This is a genomic window from Pseudophaeobacter sp. (genome assembly GCF_048267565.1).
GTDB classification, from domain to species: domain Bacteria; phylum Pseudomonadota; class Alphaproteobacteria; order Rhodobacterales; family Rhodobacteraceae; genus Pseudophaeobacter; species Pseudophaeobacter profundi.
The window spans coordinates 110,089-132,739 of record NZ_JBLWXG010000001.1 but is presented as its reverse complement, the minus strand read 5'-3'; the positions used below and the strand labels follow the sequence as shown (position 1 = coordinate 132,739).

Annotated in this window: 19 protein-coding genes and 1 tRNA gene; 11 read left to right on the top strand and 9 right to left on the bottom strand. The window is 59.4% G+C overall.

The genetic code is table 11. The features are described 5' to 3' along the window. The first annotated feature begins 85 nt into the window (after nt 1-85). Nucleotides 86-1,000: an MBL fold metallo-hydrolase gene (locus ACN0VH_RS00645; RefSeq protein ID WP_278922474.1), complete on the top strand. Its 915-nt coding sequence runs from the start codon at nt 86-88 to the stop codon at nt 998-1,000. 73 nt (nt 1,001-1,073) lie between these two features. After that, nucleotides 1,074-1,148, top strand: a tRNA-Asn gene (locus tag ACN0VH_RS00640). A gap of 354 nt (nt 1,149-1,502) precedes the next feature. Here ACN0VH_RS00640 and ACN0VH_RS00635 read toward each other — a convergent pair. The 3 genes from ACN0VH_RS00635 to ACN0VH_RS00625 all read right to left on the bottom strand — a co-directional run bounded on the left by ACN0VH_RS00635 (nt 1,503) and on the right by ACN0VH_RS00625 (nt 4,675). After that, complete coding sequence (locus ACN0VH_RS00635; RefSeq protein WP_278922475.1) at nt 1,503-2,906, bottom strand: TRAP transporter large permease; 1,404 nt, start codon at nt 2,904-2,906, stop codon at nt 1,503-1,505. 5 nt (nt 2,907-2,911) lie between these two features. Continuing rightward, complete coding sequence (locus tag ACN0VH_RS00630) at nt 2,912-3,568, bottom strand: TRAP transporter small permease subunit (protein ID WP_278922476.1); 657 nt, start codon at nt 3,566-3,568, stop codon at nt 2,912-2,914. A 90-nt stretch (nt 3,569-3,658) separates the two neighbouring features. After that, nucleotides 3,659-4,675 carry a C4-dicarboxylate TRAP transporter substrate-binding protein gene (locus ACN0VH_RS00625; RefSeq protein WP_278922477.1) on the bottom strand — a complete coding sequence of 339 codons (1,017 nt, stop codon included), beginning with the start codon at nt 4,673-4,675 and terminating at the stop codon, nt 3,659-3,661. 609 nt (nt 4,676-5,284) lie between these two features. Here ACN0VH_RS00625 and acs point away from each other — a divergent pair. The 8 genes from acs to ACN0VH_RS00585 all read left to right on the top strand — a co-directional run bounded on the left by acs (nt 5,285) and on the right by ACN0VH_RS00585 (nt 14,696). After that, nucleotides 5,285-7,240, top strand: a complete 1,956-nt coding sequence (acs, locus tag ACN0VH_RS00620) for an acetate--CoA ligase (RefSeq protein WP_278922478.1) — start codon at nt 5,285-5,287, stop codon at nt 7,238-7,240. A 13-nt stretch (nt 7,241-7,253) separates the two neighbouring features. After that, on the top strand, nt 7,254-7,937 hold the full coding sequence (locus tag ACN0VH_RS00615) for an adenylate kinase (protein ID WP_278922479.1): 684 nt from the start codon (nt 7,254-7,256) through the stop codon (nt 7,935-7,937). 210 nt (nt 7,938-8,147) lie between these two features. After that, on the top strand, nt 8,148-8,432 hold the full coding sequence (locus ACN0VH_RS00610; protein WP_278922480.1) for a DUF4212 domain-containing protein: 285 nt from the start codon (nt 8,148-8,150) through the stop codon (nt 8,430-8,432). Between the two features lie 2 nt (nt 8,433-8,434). After that, nucleotides 8,435-10,219 carry a sodium:solute symporter family protein gene (locus tag ACN0VH_RS00605; RefSeq protein WP_278922481.1) on the top strand — a complete coding sequence of 595 codons (1,785 nt, stop codon included), beginning with the start codon at nt 8,435-8,437 and terminating at the stop codon, nt 10,217-10,219. Nucleotides 10,220-10,352: 133 nt separating this feature from the next. Further along, on the top strand, nt 10,353-12,176 hold the full coding sequence (locus tag ACN0VH_RS00600; protein WP_417699121.1) for a DUF294 nucleotidyltransferase-like domain-containing protein: 1,824 nt from the start codon (nt 10,353-10,355) through the stop codon (nt 12,174-12,176). Nucleotides 12,177-12,202: 26 nt separating this feature from the next. Then, on the top strand, nt 12,203-12,724 hold the full coding sequence (locus ACN0VH_RS00595; RefSeq protein ID WP_278922483.1) for a hypothetical protein: 522 nt from the start codon (nt 12,203-12,205) through the stop codon (nt 12,722-12,724). Between the two features lies 1 nt (nt 12,725). Continuing rightward, entirely contained in the window at nt 12,726-14,180 is a 1,455-nt protein-coding gene (locus tag ACN0VH_RS00590; protein WP_417699120.1) for a 3'-5' exonuclease, read from the top strand. A gap of 15 nt (nt 14,181-14,195) precedes the next feature. Further along, nucleotides 14,196-14,696: a flavin reductase family protein gene (locus ACN0VH_RS00585; RefSeq protein ID WP_278922485.1), complete on the top strand. Its 501-nt coding sequence runs from the start codon at nt 14,196-14,198 to the stop codon at nt 14,694-14,696. Nucleotides 14,697-14,813: 117 nt separating this feature from the next. On the opposite strand, the gene ACN0VH_RS00580 is transcribed toward ACN0VH_RS00585, so the two are convergent. The 6 genes from ACN0VH_RS00580 to ACN0VH_RS00555 all read right to left on the bottom strand — a co-directional run bounded on the left by ACN0VH_RS00580 (nt 14,814) and on the right by ACN0VH_RS00555 (nt 21,689). Continuing rightward, nucleotides 14,814-15,800 carry an ABC transporter substrate-binding protein gene (locus tag ACN0VH_RS00580; RefSeq protein ID WP_278922486.1) on the bottom strand — a complete coding sequence of 329 codons (987 nt, stop codon included), beginning with the start codon at nt 15,798-15,800 and terminating at the stop codon, nt 14,814-14,816. A 219-nt stretch (nt 15,801-16,019) separates the two neighbouring features. Continuing rightward, nucleotides 16,020-16,865 (bottom strand): ABC transporter permease, encoded by an 846-nt coding sequence (locus tag ACN0VH_RS00575; RefSeq protein WP_278922487.1) that lies wholly within the window; start codon nt 16,863-16,865, stop codon nt 16,020-16,022. Between the two features lie 124 nt (nt 16,866-16,989). After that, complete coding sequence (locus tag ACN0VH_RS00570) at nt 16,990-17,907, bottom strand: ABC transporter permease (protein WP_278922488.1); 918 nt, start codon at nt 17,905-17,907, stop codon at nt 16,990-16,992. Nucleotides 17,908-17,943: 36 nt separating this feature from the next. Beyond that, nucleotides 17,944-18,765 carry an ABC transporter ATP-binding protein gene (locus tag ACN0VH_RS00565; RefSeq protein ID WP_278922489.1) on the bottom strand — a complete coding sequence of 274 codons (822 nt, stop codon included), beginning with the start codon at nt 18,763-18,765 and terminating at the stop codon, nt 17,944-17,946. 63 nt (nt 18,766-18,828) lie between these two features. Next, nucleotides 18,829-20,283: a dihydropyrimidinase gene (gene hydA, locus ACN0VH_RS00560; RefSeq protein ID WP_278922490.1), complete on the bottom strand. Its 1,455-nt coding sequence runs from the start codon at nt 20,281-20,283 to the stop codon at nt 18,829-18,831. 155 nt (nt 20,284-20,438) lie between these two features. After that, nucleotides 20,439-21,689 carry a Zn-dependent hydrolase gene (locus ACN0VH_RS00555; protein ID WP_278922491.1) on the bottom strand — a complete coding sequence of 417 codons (1,251 nt, stop codon included), beginning with the start codon at nt 21,687-21,689 and terminating at the stop codon, nt 20,439-20,441. Between the two features lie 254 nt (nt 21,690-21,943). Between ACN0VH_RS00555 and ACN0VH_RS00550 the strand changes: the two genes are divergently transcribed. Beyond that, nucleotides 21,944-22,558, top strand: coding sequence for a TetR family transcriptional regulator C-terminal domain-containing protein (locus ACN0VH_RS00550; protein ID WP_278922492.1), 615 nt, complete (start codon nt 21,944-21,946; stop codon nt 22,556-22,558). Nucleotides 22,559-22,651: the final 93 nt, after the last annotated feature.

Genomic DNA, 22,651 nt, shown 5'->3' with positions numbered 1-22,651 from the left:
GCGTCGACAGGACCGGGCGATGTCCTGGCCCGGGCGCGCATAGGTTCACCGCGGCCCCAAGCGGCCCCAATCAAGGCAGAAACACATGCAGGCTCCTGATGATTTTGACCCGATCCCCGGTCAGCCAGAGCAGCTAGAACCAGGCGTACGGCGCCTGCTTGCGCCCAACCCCTCTGCGATGACCTATCGCGGCACCAATACCTATCTTGTCGGCACCAGCCAGATCGCGGTGATCGACCCTGGCCCCGAAATGCCCGCCCACCTAGAGGCCATCCTGGCAGCGCTGCTGCCGGGGCAAGAGATCAGCCATATCATCGTCACCCATAGCCACCTGGATCATTCGCCACTTGCCGCCGCCCTTTCGGCCCGCTGTGGAGCCCCCACCTATGGCTTTGGTGGTGCCAGCGCCGGGCGCAGCCCCATCATGCAAAACCTCGTCGCCGCCGGGATGCGCAGCGGCGGCGAAGGCATCGATATGGGCTTCACCCCCGACATCACCCTGGCGGATGGGCAATGCCTGAGCGCACCTGGCTGGCAGCTTGAGGTGATTCACACCCCCGGCCATCTGGGCAACCATATCGCCCTGGCCCTGAATGACGCCTGTTTTACCGCCGATCATGTCATGGGCTGGGCCAGCTCTCTGGTCTCGCCACCCGATGGCGATCTGACCGATTTCATGGCCTCCTGCGCCCGGCTGCGTGATCGGGATTGGCGGGTGTTCTACCCCGGCCACGGCGGCGAAATCACCGATCCACAGGCGCGACTGGACTGGCTGATCAGCCACCGGCAGAACCGCGAGGCGGAAATCCTCGCCCATCTGCAACGCGCCCCGGCCACCCCGGCCGAGCTGGCACGCGCAATGTACAGCGACACCCCGACAGCGCTGCTGGCCGCAGCAGAACGCAATGTCCTTGCCCATCTTGTCGACCTGACCAGCCGGGCAAAAGTCCGCCCCCAGGACAAGCTGACAGAGGGCGCTCTGTTCCACCGGCTTGGCTGACGAAACTTTTTTCAAAAAATCGGCTTCCCCCCCTAGACCTCCCCAATCCCCCTCGCTATATCGCACGGACCGTTCCGGCGTAGCTCAGCGGTAGAGCAGTTGACTGTTAATCAATTGGTCGTAGGTTCGATCCCTACCGCCGGAGCCATAAAAAGCCACCAAGCTCAACAGCTTGGTGGCTTTTTTGGTTGGATGAGATCCACCATGGATTCAATTTGTCACCGAATTTTTCACCCCATTTTGCACACAGGGGAGCAAGAGGTGATGTTTCATATCCATCCATAGCAATTTAGCTTGAAAACGAGCGAGGGCCTCCCCCACGACCCTTTTCACATGGGGAGCAAGCGGGCGATCTGATCCATTGCCCTGCGATTCCCGGCCATGTGCGCAAAGGGCCAAGCGCACGCACAGTCGAGTGCATCAAACAGTCCAGCAGGCATGGAAAAGGGCGGCATGGGGCAAACCCATGCCGCCCTTCTTACCCCCTAAGGGGGAGGTCTTGCTACTGTGCCAGGCTTGGCAGGTAGAGAACGATCGCGGGGAAGGCCACCAGAAGCGCAATCGTCACCCCATCGGCGATGAAAAAGGGCATCACGCCGCGGAATACGTCCTGCACGCTCAGATCATCGCGCACCCCGGCCACAACAAAACAGTTGAGACCAATCGGCGGCGTAATCAGGCAGAACTCGGCCATTTTCACCACCAGAATGCCAAACCAGATCGCACACATCGGCCCTGACATGCCAAAGGCGCTATCCGCCGCCGCGACGCTCTCGCCGCCATTCAACGCCATCACCGCCGGGTAGACCACCGGCAGGGTCAGTAACAGCATGCCAATGGCATCCATGAACATCCCCAGCACGGCATAGGCCAACAGGATGCAAATCAGGATCACCATAGGCGACATCTCAAGACTGGTAATCCAGTCAGAGAAGGCCCCCGGCAGATCGGCAAAGCCCAGAAAGCGGACATAGATCAGCACGCCCCAGATGATGGTAAAGATCATCACGGTAAGCTTGGCCGTCTCCAGCAGCGCCGATTTGAACTCTCCCCAGCGCATGCCGCGCCACAGCGCCATGCAAAAGACCACAAAGGCCCCCAACGCGCCGCCCTCGGTTGGGGTTCCCCAAGCATCGCCGCCAAAGGGGTTGTAGACAAAGCAGATGATGATCACGACGACAAAGACGATCGGCAGCGCCCCGGGCAGCGCTTCAAAACGCTGACGCCAGGTGAAACCGGTGACGGGCGGGCCGACGTTCTTGAAGACCATCGCAATGCCAACAATCAGCAGCACATAAACCACCGCGCTAAAGGCGCCGGGAATAAAGCCAGCCAGCAGCAGTTTGCCCACGTCCTGTTCCACGATAATGGCATAGATCACCAGAATCGCCGAAGGCGGGATCAGCGAAGCCAGGGTTCCGGCTGCTGCCACAACCCCCGCTGCAAAACGTTTGTTATAGCCAATTGCCAGCATTTCCGGGATGGCGATCCGTGCAAAGACCGCCGAGGTCGCAACCGACGCCCCCGACACCGCTGCAAATCCGGCAGTGGCAAAAACGGTCGATACCGCAAGCCCGCCCGGCAGCCAGGCAATCCAGCGTTTGGCCGCTTCAAACAGCGCCCGCGTGAGGCCGGCGTAATAGGCCAGATAGCCAATCAGGATGAAGGTTGGAATCAGGCTCAGCGCCTGGCTGGAAACCTTGGAATGCGGCACCTGCCCGGCAATCTTGACCGACACGGTCAGCGCCTTGCCAAATTTATCCGGGCTGTAGCCGAATTTAGCCCAGAAGATCCAGACAAGCCCAACCAGGCCCGCCAGACCAGCGGCAAAGGCAACCCGCATGCCAACAACAACCAGCACAAGCAAAAAGCCGGTGACCCAAAGGCCAATTTCAATTGGTTCCATGCCCGTTACCCCCGCCCGCTCATTGCGTCATCATCTTCATGGCCAACCAGCTGTTCGGCCTCTGCTGCGGCCTGTTTCGCTGCATCCAAAATCATTGGCACCGCAGGGGGATTTTCCAGCCCCAGCACCATCGCCCGGCCATAGCCCCAGGCCTGCAGCACAAGGCGCAGGCAAAGCACTGAAAAGGCCACTGGCGCCAGCAGTTTCGCGGGCCAGATGGGCAGGCCGATATCAATTGAACTGTCGCGGCTCCAGAGTGGCGCAGCAAAATCAAACGACCGAGTGAAATGTGACCAGCTTCCCCAGACCAGGGCCAGCATCAGCGCAAGGATCAACAGGATAGAGACCAGCTCAAACAACCAAAGCGCCCGACCACGCAGCGCACCAATGACGATATCCATGCGGATATGGCCGCCATCGCGTTGCACGAAGGCAATGCCCATAAAGGCGATCAACGGCATGGCCTGTTCGATCCAGTCCACATAGCCCGGCAAGGGCGCATTCAGCGCGTTGCGCCCGCCAACCGAGACAACGGCCAGCAGCATAAGTGAAAAGACAGCCAGGCCGCTCAGCAGCGCCAGGGCCTTCTCGACATGTAGCAATTTGCGGTCAAGACGGCTGATCAGGCTACCATCTTCCAGCACCGCGGCGTTTCCCGCCATGGGCTCTCCTTTCTATAGAGAGAGTTTTCTAAAACCAAAAACGGGGCCGAGAGTGATGTCTCTCAGCCCCGTATCGTCCAGCGCCCTAGCTTAGTTGCCTGCGCGGGTGTCGGTGAGGGTCTTGATCACCAGGTCATAAAGTTCCTGACCGGGAATTCCCTGGGCTTCCATGTCCTTGATCCATTGTTCGCGGATCGGATCTGCGGCGGTGGTTCGGAAGTTTGCCAGCTCTTCCTCGGACATCATTACCTTGGTGACGCCCTTTTCTTCCAGGACCTGGTCCCACTTTGCCAGCAAGGCACCATAGTTTTCCAGGTAATGTGCGATGGCCTCATCAACAGAGCTGTCGAGCGCTTCACGCTCAGCATCGCTCAGCGCGTCATAGGCATCGGTGTTGACCACAACCGGGCAGTTCACGGTGCCGGGATTCAGGTTGGCTGTCCACCATTCGGCGCGGTTGATCGTGCCAAAGGACAGATGGGCGTGCTGGGCAAAGGCCACGGTATCGACAACACCGGATTCCATTGCGTTATAGGCCTCGGTCGCGGTAACCGAGGTGGGCACAGCACCAACTGCGGAAAAGGCCTGGCCGATACCGCCGGTGGCACGCACCCGCATATCCTTGAAATCAGCCACGGTATCGCGGGGTTCGCCCGTGCCAACGATGTTGTACTGCGGCATTGGGCTGGTCATCAGCAGCTTTGCATTCCAGCGCGCCAGATCTTTCTGCGCCGCAGGATGGTTATAGACCGCATGGCTAACGGCCACTTCCTCTTCCAGGGTATTCACCCCCAGGAAGGGCAGTTCCAGCACGGTGATCGAGGGGTTCTTGTCACGGTGATAGCCGGCACAGAACTGCGCCATTTCAAAGGCACCGATCGAGATCCCGTCGAGGTTCTCTTTGTTTTTGGACAGGCCACCGTAGCTGATGTTGAGCGTGAACTCGCCATCCGTTTTGGCGCTGACAAGCTCTGCCAGTTTTTCAACGTGCTCAGTAAAGGCGCGGCGCTTGCCCCAGACCGAAACATTCCATTCTGTCGCAGCGGCTTCCCCAACCAATGCAAAGCTGGCCGCAACCGTCACAGCGGCCGTCAAAATCGTCTTCATATATTCATCTCCCATGTTGCGCCTGTCGCCACCCAGCCGCCATATTGGCAGCGGCCAGGGTGCAGGCGCTTGCCGGTACGCTAACTCTATCTGACAATACTGCCAAGCCCGCAGCGCCGCCCAAAATAGAGAATTCCTCGCTTTCCTGTCGGGTTGCACCAGCCATGCAGGCTGGGTTACCTACAATCCGTTCACGGCCTTCCGCCTGGGCGCAACAAAGTTGCGCACCCGACCGGGCCGAAATTTTAGCGCAAACAGCGATCAGGGGAACAAAATGCCGCAGCCTCTTGCGGCGAAAAGAATCTGAATGCAGGCGGTTTGGTCGATAAATTTCACAAATCTTCAGATCCTGCGGCCGCGTCACGTTGACTAATAATTCCCATATTCACAAAGGATTTTTCTGACGTTTTGGTGACAAATTTTCAACGCTCGCCCTTCTGCGGAAATTCATTTACAAGCAAACCGTTATTTTACCGGATCTTATTCACTTATTTTCTGCGCGCCCTATTATCAGCGCCAGGGAAGGAAACGGTTTGACAGTCACGCCCACTGGTTGTGGGGTCATTCCGACAGGCGATACGCCGACAGACTATCAGGGAGGAACACAGCATGACACCGCAGCCCCAGGCTCAGCCCCACGCACCATCCGCGGACACCGTCGCCCGCGCCCATGTCGACAGCGCAAAATACGAGGAAATGTATGCCGCCTCGCTCAAGGATCCCGAAGCCTTCTGGGCCGAGCAAGGCAAACGCATCGACTGGATCAAACCCTTCACCACGGTGAAGGATGTCAATTTCAATTTTGGCGAGGTCTCGATCAACTGGTACGGCGATGGCACGCTGAACGTATCGGCCAACTGCATCGACCGCCATCTGGAGACCCGTGGCGACCAGACCGCGATCATTTTTGAACCCGATGATCCGAATGAAGCAGCCCAGCATATTACCTACAAGGAACTGCACCGCCGCACCTGCCGCATGGCCAATATCCTTGAAACCATGGGCGTGCGCAAAGGCGACCGGGTGGTGATCTACCTGCCGATGATCCCCGAGGCCGCCTATGCCATGCTGGCCTGTGCGCGGATCGGCGCGATCCATTCGATTGTCTTTGCCGGCTTTAGCCCTGATGCACTGTCGGCGCGGATCAACGGATCAGACGCCAAGGTGCTGATCACCGCGGATGAGGCCCCACGCGGCGGTCGCAAGACACCGCTGAAATCCAACGCAGATGCGGCGCTGCTGCACTGTAAGGATTCCGTGAAATGCCTGGTTGTGAAACGGACTGGCGGCCAGACCACCTGGATCGACGGGCGCGATTTCGATTACAACGAGATGGCCCTGGAGGCGAACGACTACTGCAAACCCGCAGAGATGAACGCCGAAGACCCGCTCTTTGTGCTTTATACCTCTGGCTCCACCGGCCAGCCCAAAGGCGTGGTTCACACCTCCGGTGGCTACCTCACCTATGCGGCGATGACCCATGAGATCACCTTTGATTACCACGACGGAGACATCTACTGGTGTACCGCTGACGTGGGCTGGGTCACTGGCCACAGCTATATCGTCTATGGCCCCCTTGCCAATGGCGCCACCACCCTGATGTTCGAAGGCGTGCCAACCTACCCAGACGCCAGCCGCTTCTGGCAGGTCTGCGAAAAGCACAAGGTCAACCAGTTCTACACCGCCCCCACTGCGCTGCGCGCGCTGATGGGTCAGGGCAATGAATGGGTCGAAAAATGCGATCTCTCCTCGCTCCGCCTGCTGGGCACCGTGGGGGAACCCATCAACCCAGAGGCCTGGAACTGGTACAATGACGTTGTCGGCGGCGGTCGCTGCCCCATCGTTGACACCTGGTGGCAGACCGAAACCGGCGGCCATCTGATGACCCCGCTGCCCGGCGCCCATGCCACCAAACCCGGCTCTGCGATGAAGCCCTTCTTTGGCATTGAACCCGTGGTGCTGGACCCGCAGTCTGGTGAAGAGATCACCGGCAACGGGGTTGAAGGGGTGCTGTGTATCAAGGACAGCTGGCCTGGCCAGATGCGAAGCGTCTGGGGCGATCACGAGCGCTTTCAGAAGACCTATTTTGCGGATTACAAAGGCTATTACTTTACCGGGGATGGCTGTCGCCGCGACGAGGATGGCGACTATTGGATCACCGGTCGCGTTGATGATGTGATCAATGTCTCGGGGCACCGGATGGGCACCGCCGAAGTCGAAAGCGCGCTGGTGGCCCATGCCGCCGTCGCCGAGGCCGCCGTGGTGGGCTATCCGCATGATATCAAGGGCCAGGGCATCTATTGCTATGTCACTCTGATGAACGACCGCGAGCCATCGGATGAGTTGGTGAAAGAGCTACGCACCTGGGTGCGGACCGAAATCGGCCCCATCGCCAGCCCTGATGTGATCCAATGGGCCCCTGGCCTGCCAAAAACCCGCTCGGGCAAGATCATGCGCCGGATCCTGCGTAAGATTGCCGAAAACGACTTTGGCGCGCTTGGCGACACCTCGACCCTGGCCGACCCTTCGGTGGTCGATGATCTGATCGCCAACCGGGCGAAATAAGGAGTATCACAGCATGACAACCGACGTAATGACCCGCCCTGCTGTCTTGATTCTTCTCGGCCCCCCTGGCGCCGGGAAGGGCACCCAGGCCCGTATTCTCCAAGAGAGCTTCGGCCTGGTGCAGCTGTCGACCGGCGATCTGTTGCGCGCCGCTGTGGCCGCAGGCACCGAGGCCGGCAAGGCTGCCAAAGCGGTGATGGCAGCGGGCGGTCTGGTCTCGGATGAAATCGTGATCAACATCCTGCGAGACCGCCTTGGCGAACCCGACTGCGCCAAGGGCGTCATTCTGGATGGCTTTCCGCGCACCACGGTTCAGGCCGAAGCGCTGGATGTTTTGCTGGGCGAGACCGGCCAGAAGATCAATGCAGCCATCAGCCTGGAGGTGGATGACACTGCCATGGTGACCCGGATTTCCGGGCGTTACACCTGTGGCGGCTGTGGCGAAGGCTATCACGACAGTTTCAAACAGCCCGCAAAGGTGGGCGTCTGCGACAAATGCGGCAGCACCGAGATGACCCGCCGCGCCGATGACACCGCCGAAACCGTTGCCAGCCGACTGGCAGCCTACCATCAACAGACCGCGCCCTTGATCACCTACTATGGTGACAAAGGCGCGCTGCAAAAGATCGACGCCATGGGCGATATCAGCAACATTTCCGGCGGTCTCGCCAGAATTGTCCAGGCTGCCACTGCCTAAGGCCTTCGTGCCCAAGGCCCCGGCCGACGTCGCCGGGGTCTGAACATACCTACCGAAAACCCCCGACCTATTCTGCTGACTCGCGTCAGCAGCTGGGCGGAGCCATGCCTGATGCCCCTTTTTCTTGCGAAGATCCGGGCGGCAGGCAAACCAATGCGTATGCCTGCTTGATCCCTCTTGCAGGTCCTGGAGGAAGAAGGAGAAGCCGCCATGGCGGACCATAAAACAAAAGCTGCACAGACAGCCGAGGCCGATAAGGGCTATTGGCAGGCCAATGTGCGGATCATTCTTGTCAGCCTGGTGATCTGGGCTGTCGTTTCATTTGGATTTGGCATCCTGCTGCGTCCGATGCTGTCAGGTATTGCGGTTGGCGGCAGTGATCTGGGCTTTTGGTTTGCCCAGCAGGGATCCATCCTGGTCTTTTTGGCCCTGATCTTTTTCTACGCCTTCCGCATGAACAAGCTGGACCGTGAATTCGGCGTCGAGGAGGAGTAATCATGGATCAGTTTACCATCAACCTGCTGTTTGTAGGCACGTCTTTCGCGCTTTATATCGGCATCGCAATCTGGGCCCGTGCTGGCTCCACCTCAGAATTTTATGCAGCGGGGCGCGGCGTGCACCCTGTCACCAACGGTATGGCCACGGCGGCAGACTGGATGTCGGCGGCGTCGTTCATCTCGATGGCGGGTCTCATCGCCTTTACCGGCTATGACAACTCCTCCTTCCTGATGGGCTGGACCGGTGGCTATGTTCTGCTGGCCCTGCTGCTGGCGCCCTATCTGCGCAAGTTTGGCAAGTTCACCGTGTCCGAGTTCATCGGTGATCGGTTCTACAGCCCAACCGCGCGTATCGTGGCGGTGATCTGCCTGATCGTCGCCTCGACCACCTATGTGATCGGCCAGATGACCGGCGTTGGCGTCGCCTTTGGCCGCTTTCTGGAGGTTTCCAATACCACTGGCCTGCTGATCGGCGCCTGTGTTGTATTCGCCTACGCGGTATTCGGCGGCATGAAGGGTGTAACCTATACCCAGGTTGCGCAATACTGCGTGCTGATCATGGCCTATACCATCCCGGCCATCTTCATCTCGCTGCAGCTGACCGGCAATCCAATCCCGGCATTGGGTCTGTTTGGCGATCACGTCGCAAGCGGTGAGCCCCTGTTGCAAAAGCTGGACGCCATTGTGCGTGAGCTTGGCTTTAGTGAATATACCGCTCACCATGCCGATACCTTCAACATGGTTCTGTTTACCCTGTCGCTGATGATCGGCACCGCCGGCCTGCCCCATGTGATCATGCGCTTTTTCACCGTTCCGCGCGTCGCGGATGCCCGTTGGTCGGCTGGCTGGGCGTTGGTGTTCATCGCGTTGCTCTACCTCACCGCGCCTGCGGTTGGTGCGATGGCGCGCCTTAATATCACTGATATGATGTGGCCCAATGGCACAGATGCGCAGGCGGTCTCAGTCGAGCAGATCGAAAACGATGCCCGCTATGACTGGATGGCGACCTGGGAAAAAACCGGGCTGCTGGCCTGGGAAGACAAGAACGGCGACGGCCATATCCAGTATTACAACGATCAGAATGCGGATATGCAGGCCAAAGCGGCGGAAATGGGCTGGGTCGGCAACGAGCTGACCAACTTCAACCGCGATATCCTGGTGCTGGCCAACCCTGAAATCGCCAACCTGCCCTCTTGGGTCATTGGCCTTGTGGCAGCGGGTGGTCTTGCGGCGGCGCTATCCACGGCGGCTGGTCTGCTGCTGGCGATCTCTTCCGCTGTGTCGCACGATCTGATCAAGGGATCGATCAATCCGGGGATTTCCGAAAAAGGAGAACTGTTGTCGGCGCGTATTGCCATGGCTGTTGCCATTGCGGTTGCCACCTATCTTGGCCTCAACCCTCCCGGCTTTGCGGCGCAGACTGTTGCGCTGGCCTTTGGTCTGGCGGCGGCCTCGATCTTCCCGGCGCTGATGATGGGGATCTTTTCGACCAAGATCAACAACACCGGGGCCGTAGCGGGTATGCTGGCCGGTCTGGGTGTCACCCTGATCTACATCTTCCTGCACAAGGGCTGGCTATTCATTCCGGACACCAATTCCTTTACCGATGCTGACCCGCTGCTGGGCACGATCAAATCCACCTCCTTTGGGGCCATTGGTGCTGCGGTCAACTTCGCCACCGCCTATCTGGTGGCCAGCCTCACCAGGGAAACCCCGCAAGAGATCAAAGACCTGGTCGAAAGCGTGCGAATCCCACGTGGCGCAGGCGCGGCACAGGATCACTGATCCTGCCTGGACGGGCCTCTCCCTCGGGTTCTATCCTGATGGCCCGTCCCTCTTATTCCCTGCCCGCCCGGGATCGCCCCTCGGGCGGGCATCGACATTCTTTCACGTCGCCCTTTTGAAACAGGTCTGTGCAATGCCGATTTCCGAACCCGATCTGCTCCGCTTTCTTGCCTCGGTTCACCCCTATGACAGCCTCGGACCAGAAAAGCTGCGTACCTTGGCCCCCAAGTTTCGCCTGCTGACCCTGGCCGCAGATGCCCCGATCTATGCGCTGGGAGAAGACCTAGAGGGGCTCTATCTGGTGCATCACGGCGAGGTCGAAATCACCGATGAGAACGGCATGGCCCTGTCGATCCTGGGGCCGCGCAATTCCTTTGGGGAACGCGGGCTGACGCGGGGCGGGCGCGCCGCAACCTCTGCCCGGACCACGACGGACAGTTTACTGCTGCTGCTGCCGCGCGCCGAATTTGACGCGCTGATGCAGGGTGAACCTGCGGTGGCACGGTTTTTTGATCGCCGCCGCCCCGAGGCCGCGGGCCAAAGCGGGCTAACCACCCTGCGCGCAAAGGATATCATGGCCTCGCCAGCGCTGACCTGCGCACCGGGGCTCAGCTGTCAAAGCGCGGCGCAACTGATGCGACAGCACCATATTTCCTGTGTCTGCATCCGCGAAGACCACCGGCTGCTCGGCATTCTGACCACCCGGGATCTGACCGAAAAGCTGCTGGCAGAGGGGCGACCAGCCAGCACCCCCGTTGACCAGATCATGACCCCCGCCCCCCTTAGCCTACCGCCTGCGGCGCTTGGCTCGGACGTGCTGCACGCGATGATGGAACATCACATCGGCCATATCCCGGTAACACAGAACGGCGCGCTGCTTGGCATGATCACCCAGACGGACCTGACCCGGTTTCAGGCCATCACCTCGGCCGAGCTGGTCGCCCGGATCGCCCGCGCCGATACGGCTGCCGAAATGGCACAGGTAACGGCCGAGATCCCGCAGCTGCTGGTGCAGCTGGTGGCGGGCGGCAACCGGCACGAGGTGGTTACCCGGTTGATCACCGATATTGCAGATACTGTCACCCGGCGCCTGCTTGCGCTGGCAGAGGCCAGGCTGGGCCCTGCCCCGGTGCCCTATCTGTGGCTGGCCTGCGGTAGCCAGGGGCGGCAGGAACAGACTGGCGTTTCTGATCAGGACAACTGCCTGATCCTTGCCGATAGCGTCACCACCGACGGGGCCCGCTATTTTGCCAGACTGGCCGATTTTGTCTGCGACGGATTGAACCAATGCGGCTATGTCTATTGCCCCGGTGACATGATGGCCAGCAACCCGCGCTGGTGCCAGCCGCTACAGGTCTGGCAAGACTATTTTGCGGACTGGATTGCGACACCCGGCCCCGAGGCACAGATGCTGGCCTCGGTGATGTTTGACCTGCGTCCCATCGGCGGGGACACCGCCTTGTTTGCCCCGCTTCAGGCCCTAGGGCTGGCAGCCGCCAGTGCCAATTCCATCTTTGTCGCGCATATGGCCTCTAACGCGCTGAAACACACACCGCCGCTTGGGCTGTTGCGTGGCCTTGCAACCCTGCGCACTGGCGAGCACCGCAACAGGCTGGACATGAAACATAACGGCGTGGTGCCGGTGACCGATCTGGCGCGTATCTATGCGCTGCAGGCCGGGATCAATGTGGTCAATACCCGCGCCCGGCTAAAGGCGGCCGCCGCCTCGGGCTCTGTCAGCCCCCGAGGCGGGCGGGATTTGCTGGACGCCTATGATCTGATTGCCCAGACCCGGCTGGAACATCAGGCCCGACGGGTGCGCCACGCACTGGTGCCCGACAACTATTTGGCGCCTGCCGATCTGTCAGATTTTGAACGCAGCCACCTGCGCGATGCCTTTGTCGTGGTAAAGACGATGCAATCGGCGCTGGGACACGGTAAAGCAATGCTCAGCTGAGCCCCAAACAACCATAGGAGTCCTTGATGTTTCTGGAACTGATCGCAGTGATTTTTGCCGGCATCGCCGTGGCGGGCGTGGTGATGTTGGTGAATGCCTCCAGCGGTGGGCGCCTGCCGCGGTGGCTGGCCCCTGTTGCGGCTGGCCTGGCAATGATCGGCGTCACCGTGGCCTCGGAATATGGCTGGTACAGCCGTACCGTGGCGGGGCTGCCTGCAGGGCTGGAGGTTGCCGAAACTGTCGAGCGGCACAGCCTCTATCGTCCCTGGACCTATGTCTTTCCCTATACCGAACGCTTTGTCGCCCTGGACCGCTCCACCCGGCGCAGCCACCCGGCACAGCCAGATCAGCACTTGGTTGAAACCTATTTCTTTGGCCGCTGGGCTCCCATTGGCCAGCTCAGCACCCTGCTGGACTGCGCGGGCTGGAAGCGCGCCGTGATCTCCGGCGAGACCGGCTTTCTGCCGGGCGGCAACACAAGCGGGCTTGACTGGGTGTCACCACCGGCAGACGACGGCCTGTTGACCACCCTATGCCGGGAGGGATGAAATGCTGACACATCTGAGCCTGCGCCTGCGGATTTTCCTGTTCTTTGGCCTGATTGCCTTGGGCAATATTGCGATCTTTGTCGGCGGCCTTTGGCTTGGCTATCTACGCGCAGGCCTACCTGCGCTGCTGGATCCGTTTGTTTTTGCCGGGCTTCTCGCGAGCTTTGCCTGTCTTGGTATCTGCGCCGCAATCTGGCTTCTGTTTGATGAACATGTGGCCAAACCGATCGAGACGCTCGCAGCGGAAATGCGTCTAAAGGCCCATGGCGGCGTTTCGCGCGACATCGACGCACAGACCGCGCGCTATCTTGGCGATCTTGCCCCGGCGGCGGCCGGGCTTGCCGGGCAGTTAGGCGACAACACCCTGCAAACGGCACGCAGCATTGCCCAAGAGACCGCCCGGCTGGAAGCTGAAAAACAACGGCTCACAGCGCTGTTAAGCGAAATGCCGGTGGCCACCGTGATGCTGGGGCCCGATCATCGCATCGTGCTCTATGATGCCCAGGCTGCTACGGTTCTGTCCCGGATCGCGCCGCCACGGCTCAACGCGTCTCTGTATGATTATCTGGACCGCAACACGCTGGAACCCGCCCTGACCAAGATGCGCAAAACCGGACAGGAAGCCAGAGCACAGGTCGCAAGCCGCGACAAGACGCAGAGCTTTGCGATCTGCCTGAAACCCCTGGGCCAGGGCGATAGCTATGTTCTGATCTTTGACGCGCCCGCCACCGTCCTCATGCCGCAAGACGTCCAGCCACTGGTCTTTGATTTTGACCTCATTGTACGCCCGATGCATGAAATCGCAGACCGCCCGCTGCACCAGCAGTGCTTTGTGGTCTTTGACACCGAAACCACCGGGCTATTGCCGCACCGGGACGAGATCGTGCAAATCGGCGCAGTGCGGGTGCTGAACGGGCGCCAGGTCACGGGCGAGCGCTTTGACACCCTGGTAAACCCTGGCCGCCCGATCCCGGAATCTGCCAGCCGCATTCATGGTATCAGCCCCGCGATGGTCGCCGATGCGCCAAAAATCACCGCCGCCGCAGCCGCCTTTCATCACTTTGCAACGGATGCGGTGATTGTTGCCCATAACGCACCGTTTGACATGGCGTTTCTGCGCCGCCACGCCAAAGACACCGGGGTGCAGTGGGATCACCCAATCCTTGATACTGTCTTGCTAAGCGCAGTATTGTTTGGCGCCTCGGTGCCGCATACGCTGGATGCGCTTTGTGCCCGGCTGGAAATTACCATACCGGCGGCGCAGCGTCATACCGCATTGGGCGATGCCCAGGCCACCGCTGCCGCTCTGGTAAAAATGATCCCGTTGTTGCAGGCGCGCGGCTTTACCACCCTGCGCGACGTTATAGAGCAGACCCAACGCCATAGGCGCCTGCTCGAAGACCTGAACCCAGTGGACAATCACGGCGGCACATGGCAGGCAGGCAAAAAGCCCTGAAGCGAGGCGCGCGACATGTCCGAAACCAGTTTTACGCCCGGCACCGATACCCTGCGGGCCTATCGGGATGCGCTGGGTTCATTTGCCACCGGTGTAACCGTGGTCACCACCTTGACCAAAAACGGCCCGCTGGCGATCACGGTCAACAGCTTCACCTCGGTCTCGATGGATCCTCCCCTGCTGCTCTGGTGCCCGGATCGCAGCTCTCTGCGCCATGACGCCTTTGTGACGGCACAGCGGTTTTCCATCCATGTTCTGGCCGAAGACCAGTTCGACATGGCGCAGCATTTTGCCCTGCACGGCGACGGCTTTACCCAGGACAACTGGCAGCTAAGCCCAGCCCAGACCCCGGCCCTGCCCAACCCCGTTGCCCGCTTTGACTGCCGCCTGTACCAGGTGCATCCAGCAGGGGATCACAGCATCGTCCTGGGTGAGGTCACCCAGGTCACCTCCCGCCCCGGCAACGGATTGGTGTTCAAACGCGGCCAATACGGCGGTTTTCTGCAACAACCCTGACCGCTGGCCCAACCTCTCGACCGAAGCCGCAAAAAAACTCCGCCAAACCAAAATGTTCGGCGGAGTTCATCACTTTGTCCAGCGCCCTAAATGGCGCAGATCAGCCAGTCACGGGACTTAGTTCAAAGCCGCATCGGAGATGACATGGGTCCATGCGCCTTCTGGCGTCTTGGTGATCACCGGAGTAGAGCCGCCTTCCAGCAAGGTCTTCACCGTACGCTCATAATCGGCAACATCCAGCGCCCCATTGCTGCCTGCGGTCAGCTTGGCAACCTCGCGCATCATGCGCTTCTGGTGGTGTTCGGTCTGCGCGCCAGAAGCATCGTTGTCCAACACGATTTCCGCGGCTTCATCCGGATTGGCTTCGGCGTATTTCCAGCCCTTCATAGAGGCCCGCACAAAGCGCTGCATCTTCTCCACAAAGGCGGGATCTTCCAGGTTCTCTTCCAGAACATACAAACCGTCTTCCAGGGTTGCGACGCCCTGATCTTCATATTTGAAGGTAATCAACTCATCCGGAGAGACGCCCGCATCAAGAACCTGGCCATATTCGTTATAGGTCATGGTCGAAATACAATCCGCCTGACGCTGCAACAGCGGATCAACATTAAAGCCCTGCTTCAGAACCTCGACGCCCATCTCGCCCTTTGCTTCGGTGGAAATGCCAAGCTTGCTCATCCAGCTCATGAAGGGGAATTCATTGCCAAAGAACCACACACCCAGCGTGCGGTTTGTCAGATCTTCAGGTGCGGCAATGCCAGTATCGTTCCAACAGGTCAGCTGCATCCCCGAGCTCTTGTAAGGCTGGGCAATATTGACCAGCGGCAGGCCCTTTTCGCGCGCAGCCAGGGCGGCTGGCATCCATTCCACGGTAACATCGGCACCGCCGCCTGCAATCACCTGGGTTGGCGCAATATCCGGGCCACCTGGCAGAATGGTGACATCCAGGTCCTCTTCGCTATAAAACCCCTTGTCCAGGGCCACATAATAGCCAGCGAACTGTGCCTGTGTCACCCATTTCAGCTGCAGCTTCACGTCATCCGCAGCCTGGGCCGCGCCGACAGATGCAAGCGCCAGACCGGCGGCTGTCAAAATGTGTTTCATGAGATTGTTCTCCCGTTGGTTATGTCGAAAGCTTGCGCGAATTTGACCCTTCGATCAAATATTATTATTATAACTTTAAGAGCAACTTGGCCCTTTTGCGCAGCGATTGGGCGTTGTTGATGGGCCTGTGATGGTTTTTTCACCACCCCATTGGCCTCCCCCCAGAGCGCCCCTCTGGAGGATCTGCCAGCGCGCAGTGCGCGCGCTGACCAGTGGTTCTTATCCGCGTTGCGAGGGGTGCCAGAAGGTCAGGCTTTTCTCGACCAAGGCAATTGCCCCGTAAAAGAAAGACCCGGCCAGCGCCGCCACCACGATTTCGGCCCAGACCATGTCAAGCGCCAGTTGGCCAACGCTGGTCGAGATCCGAAACCCCATCCCCACAGTCGGAGAGCCAAAGAACTCTGCCACAATTGCGCCCACCAGCGCCAGCGTGGTCGAGATCTTCAGGCCGTTGAAAATAAAAGGCAAAGCCGCAGGCAAGCGAAGCTTGAAGAAACTCTGCCAATAGCTGGCGGCATAGGTCTGCATCAGATCGCGCTGCATGGCAGAGGTCTCGCGCAGGCCCGCGACGGTATTCACCAACATGGGAAAGAACACCATGACCACAACCACCGCTGCCTTTGACTGCCAGTCAAAACCAAACCACATCACCAGAATGGGCGCGGTGCCAACAATAGGCAGGGCAGCCACGAAATTGCCAACCGGCAACAACCCCCGGCGCAGAAAATCACTGCGATCCACGGCCACCGCCATCAACACTGCCGCACCACAGCCAATGATATAGCCAGACAGGGCTCCCTTCAGAAAGGTCTGTGCCAGATCCTTCCACAGGATCGGCAAAGAAACCGCAAAGCGCTCTACAATCAGGCTGGGGGCCGGCAGGATCACCAGGGACACCTCAAGCCCCCGCACCAGAAGCTCCCACACCAAAAGCACCGTGACACCAAAAATCACCGGCACCAGCAGCTTTACCCCCCGCGTGTCAGATCGGGCACCATTGGCCAGGCGGCTATTCAACCACCAGCCGCCACACCAGACAAGAACCGCCAGAACAACCAAAATCATTGCAGGCCTCCCTTGCCAGCCGAGGCCGCGAATGGCGCGCCCGTTGCCCGCTTCATTTGGCCGCATATATCCCGGGGGAGCCGCGCTTTCGCGGCGGGGGCAGCGCCCCCATTGCACAGTCTCATCATCCGCTCATCCCCATCCGTTTCAACACCGTCTTCTCGATCACTTCCAGCAAGGCCACCAACAGCCCCGCCAGAATGGCCGCAGCAAACAGCGCCGACCAGATCTGCACGGTCTGACCATAATAGCTGCCCGCCAACAGACGCGCGCCCAGACCAGAAACCGCCCCGGTTGGCAGCTCGCCGACAATCGCCCCCAGCAAGGATGCCGCAATGCCAATTTTCAGCGAGGTAAATAGATAGGGCATCGAGGACGGAAGCCGCAGCTTCCAGAACCCCTGGCTGGTGCTGGCGCTATAGGTTTTCAACAGGTCCAGCTGCATCGCATCAGGACTACGCAGCCCTTTGACCATGCCAACCACCACAGGAAAGAAGCTCAGATAGGCCGATATGATCGCCTTGGGCAGGATCCCCTGCACCCCGATGGAATAGAGCACCACAATGATCATTGGTGCCAGCGCGATAATGGGGATGGTCTGACTGACAATCGCCCAGGGCATCACCGACATATCCATCACCCGTGAATGCACGATGCCCACCGCCAGCAAAATGCCAAGCCCGGTCCCGATGACAAAGCCCAACAGCGTCGCCTTCAGCGTCACCTGCCCGTGGTACACCAAGGACCGCTTCGAGGTGACTTTCTTCATCACCGTGGTGTTCCACAGCTCACGCACCACCTGATGTGGTGCAGGCAAGCGGGGGCGATCCTGGCTAAAGGTCTCTGCAATGGCAAAGCTGTTACTTGCCACCAGACCAAAGCTGCCCATATCGCGACGTTCCTTGGAGGTCGCAGGGCTCACTTCAAACCCAGCCCGCTCAGCTGTGTCCAATACGCCTTTGATGTTCATCGGAATGCAGGCCGCATACCAAAAGGCGACAATCGCGGCCAATACGGTCAGGACGGAAAGAAAGGTTCTCATCGCCGCCCCTCCCTGGTTTCGTTTGCGATTTTCCCCTTAGTCATCGGCATGCCCTGCCCGCAGGCCTTCACGCACCCGGTGGGCAATGTCGATAAACTCCTGACTGTCGCGAATATCCAGGGGGCGCTCACGCGGCAGGGTGCTCTCGATCACATCGGTAATCCGACCGGGGCGCGGTGACATCACCACAATCTTGGTCGACAGATAAACCGCCTCTGGGATCGAGTGGGTGACAAAGCCGATGGTCTTGTTGGTACGCGCCCACAGCTTCAACAGCTGTTCGTTCAGGTGATCGCGCACAATCTCATCCAGCGCGCCAAAGGGTTCATCCATCAACAGGATATCGGCATCAAAGGCCAGCGCGCGGGCGATACTGGCACGCTGCTGCATCCCGCCCGACAGCTGCCAGGGATATTTGCCGCCAAAACCGGACAACTCCACCAGCTCCAGCACCTGCTCGACACGCTTGTCCTGTTCGGCCTTGGAAAACCCCATGATTTCAAGCGGCAGCTTGATGTTCTTGGCAATGGTGCGCCAGGGGTACAGGCCGGCGGCCTGAAACACATAGCCATAGGCGCGTTGCTTGCGGGCTTCATCCGGGCTCATGCCATTGACGGTAATGCTGCCGCCAGTGGGGTGCTCCAGCGCCGCCATCACCCGCAGGAATGTGGTCTTGCCACAGCCAGAGGGACCGATAAACGAAACAAAGTCGCCCTTATTGATCGTCAGGTTCACATCCTTAAGCGCCTGCACAGGGCCGTCATTTGTCGGAAAAACCAGATCCAGGTTTTTTGCTTCGACGACGGCCTCGGTGGCACCCTGCGGGGCATGGGCCTGGGTAGTCGTTTGAGTATTCATAATGTTGCCTTGCTCAGACTGCGAGGGGGCCGCGGCGGCAAGGCCGCCACAGCCCTGCCCTCATTAGACGCCGGTTGCGGGAATGCCTGTACGTTCTACCGGGCGCGGCGCGCTCAGCTCTTTCCAGGTCGACAGCGCCTTGTTCACCGTCGTATTGGCCTCGCGCTCAACAAACCGGCCATGGCCTTCCTGACAACGGATTTCGCCATCATGCACCGCCACCTGGCCGCGCGTCAGGGTGAACCGTGGCAGGCCTCTGACCTCTTTGCCCTCAAAGACGTTATAGTCGATCGCAGACTGCTGGGTGCTGGCAGCAATGGTTTTTGACTTTTCCGGATCCCAGACCACCAGATCAGCATCCGCCCCGACCAGAACGGCCCCTTTTTTGGGATAGCAATTCAGGATCTTGGCAATATTGGTCGAGGTCACGGCAACAAATTCATTTGGTGTGATCCGCCCGGTGGCCACGCCATGTGTCCAAAGCATCGGCATACGATCCTCCAACCCACCAGTGCCATTGGGAATTTTGGTGAAATCGCCCAGGCCATAGCGTTTCTGCTCAGTCGAAAAGGCGCAGTGATCTGTCGCAACAACCGACAAGGATCCCGATTGCAGCCCAGCCCACAGACTATCCTGATGTTGTTTGTTACGGAACGGCGGCGACATCACACGGCGCGCCGCATGGTCCCAATCGGGGTTGAAATATTCGCTCTCATCCAGCGTCAGATGCTGGATCAGCGGCTCGCCCCAAACCCGTTTCCCCTGCTGACGCGCCCGGCGGATGGCCTCGTGGCTGTCCTCGCAGGAGGTATGCACCACATAGAGCGGCACACCTGCCATATCGGCGATCATAATGGCACGGTTGGTGGCCTCGCCCTCCACCTGCGGCGGGCGCGAATAGGCATGCGCCTCGGGGCCGGTATTCCCCTCAGCCAGCAGCTTGGCCGACAGCTCCGCAACCACATCGCCGTTTTCAGCGTGCACCATGGCAATGCCGCCCAGTTCAGACAGGCGCTGAAAGCTGGAATACAACTCGTCATCATTAACCATCAGCGCGCCTTTATAGGCCATGAAATGCTTGAAGGTATTGATGCCGCGCGTCTCGATCACGGTCTTCATATCGTCAAAGACCTGCTCGCCCCACCAGGTTACCGCCATGTGGAAGGAATAATCGCAGTTGGCGCGCGTCGATTTGTTATCCCAACGCTTCAACGCATCCAGCAGGCTTTCACCCGGATTTGGCAGGGCAAAATCCACCACCATGGTGGTGCCCCCCGCCAGACCAGCCCGCGTACCGCTTTCAAAATCATCCGTCGAATAGGTGCCCATGAAGGGCATTTCCAGATGGGTATGCGGATCAATCCCTCCCGGCATCACATAGCAGCCAGTTGCATCCAGCTCCTCATCCCCCTTGAGGTTGGGACCAATCGCGGTGATCACCCCATCCTCGATCAAGACATCCGATTTATAGGTAAGATCAGCGGTGACAATTGTCCCGTTCTTGATGACTTTAGTCATGGTAAAACTCCCTGTCTCGGGCGCATTTTGCGCCACTTTTATCTGGTTGAGGGACCAGTTCCCTGTTGTCTTGGCCCCCTTCATTTGGCCAAAAATATCCCGGGGGAGCGGCCCGCCAGGGCCGCGGGGGCAGCGCCCCTTCCCTTATTTCGGTATCAGGAAACGATCTCAGCCGTCTCGACAACTGCATGGAACAATACATTGCCGCCGGCCTCGGCCCACGCCTTGCTGATCTCTTCCGCCTCATTGTGGCTCAGGCCATCCACACAGGGGCACATGATCATCGCAGTGGGGGCAACCCTGTTGATCCAGCAGGCATCATGACCGGCGCCAGAAATAATATCCAGATGCGAATAGCCCAGACGCTCGGCCGCATTGCGCACCGCCGCCACACAGGTCTCGTCGAACTTCACCGGGTCAAAACCGCCGACTTTTTCGAATTCTATCTGCATATCAAGGGCTTCAACGATGTCCTTGCCCTCTTCGCGCAGGCGCAATTCCATGTCTTCGATCACTTCCAACTCGGGCGAGCGGAAATCAACGGTAAAGACCACCTTGCCGGGGATCACATTGCGCGAGTTTGGATAGACGTCAATATGACCTGCCGCGCCAACGGCGCTTGGCGCATGCGACCAGGCGATTTCATCCACCGCTTCCAGCACCCGCGCCATGGCGAGGCCCGCGTTGCGGCGCATCGGCATCGGGGTTGATCCGGTGTGGGCATCCTTGCCGGTTATGGTCACTTCGGTCCAGCTCAGGCCCTGGCCATGGGTGACCACGCCAATATCCTTGCCCTCGGCTTCCAGAATGGGGCCCTGTTCGATGTGCAGCTCAAAGAAGGCATGCATCTTGCGGGCGCCGACCTCTTCCTCGCCGCGCCAGCCGATCCGCTTCAACTCATCACCAAATGACTTGCCCTCGGCGTCAACCCGGTCATAGGCCCAGTCCTGGGTATGAATACCGGCAAACACGCCTGACGACAGCATGGCCGGCGCGTAGCGGGTGCCTTCCTCGTTGGTAAAGTTGGTCGCCACGATGGGGTGTTTGGTCTTGATACCCATATCGTTGAGCGAGCGGATCAGCTCCAGCCCGGCCAGAACCCCCAGAACACCATCGTATTTGCCGCCGGTTGGCTGCGTATCCAGGTGCGAGCCCACATAGACCGGCAGCGCATCCGGGTCGGTGCCTTCGCGGCGGGCAAACATATTGCCCATCTGATCCAGCCCCATGGTACAGCCAGCCTCTTCACACCATTTCTGGAACAAGGCGCGCCCTTCGGCATCTTCATCGGTCAAGGTCTGGCGATTGTTGCCCCCTGCGACACCGGGGCCGATCTTGGCCATCTCCATCAGGCTCTCCCAGAGCCGATCCCCGTTGATTTTCAGATTCTGTCCCAAAGACGTCATCGCAGCTTCCTTCCTGTTCCCCCCGCTGATCTTGCGGGTTATTCTTGGCTTGGCACCAATTGGTGGCTTTGAAACGTTGGTCACCCTCCACAGAGATGGATTTGACCAACTGGTCAAACTCACGCTATCACGGGGAAGCCACCAGTCAAGAAATTGAGTCACATTGGCTCTGATATCCCCATGAAAAATGGGGCAATGCGCAAATTGCGGGCGAAGACAGCCCCGCTTCGGCCAGTAAGGATCGCTTATCCACTATGCCCAAGGACCGATCACCCACCCGCATCCAGAAAAAGAATCGCGCCGCCATTCTGGAAGCCGCGCTCGAGGTTTTCTCGGCACATGGGTTTCGCGGCGCAACCGTCGACCAGATTGCCACGCAGGCCGGGCTGTCAAAGCCGAATCTACTGTATTATTTTCCCTCCAAGGAGGCGATGTTCACCGCCCTGCTGTCTGAGCTATTGGATACCTGGCTTGACCCGATGCGCGAGATCGACGCCGCAGGCGATCCACTGGAAGAGATCCTCGCCTATGTGCAACGCAAGCTACAGATGAGCCGGGATTTCCCGCGCGAAAGCCGTCTGTTTGCCAATGAAATCGTACAGGGCGCGCCGCGCATGCTGGATGCGCTCTCGCGGGATCTGCGCGACCTGCTTGAAGAAAAGGAGCAGATCCTGGCGGGCTGGATGGCCGCAGGCAAGATCAATCAGACCCACCCCAAACACCTGGTTTTTTCGATCTGGGCGCTGACCCAGCACTATGCTGATTTTGACGTGCAGGTGCGTATGTTGATGGGGGATGAAGATCCGTTTGACGCAGCACCAGAGTTCCTGGAAACGCTTTATCGCCGGATGCTTACGCCAAAAAGTTAATTCATGTTAACCAGGATGTAACGGCAGGGCATCGCCACAGAAAAAAAGGGGGGCAGTACCGCAGCACTGCCCCCCTTTTGATTAGACCCAACC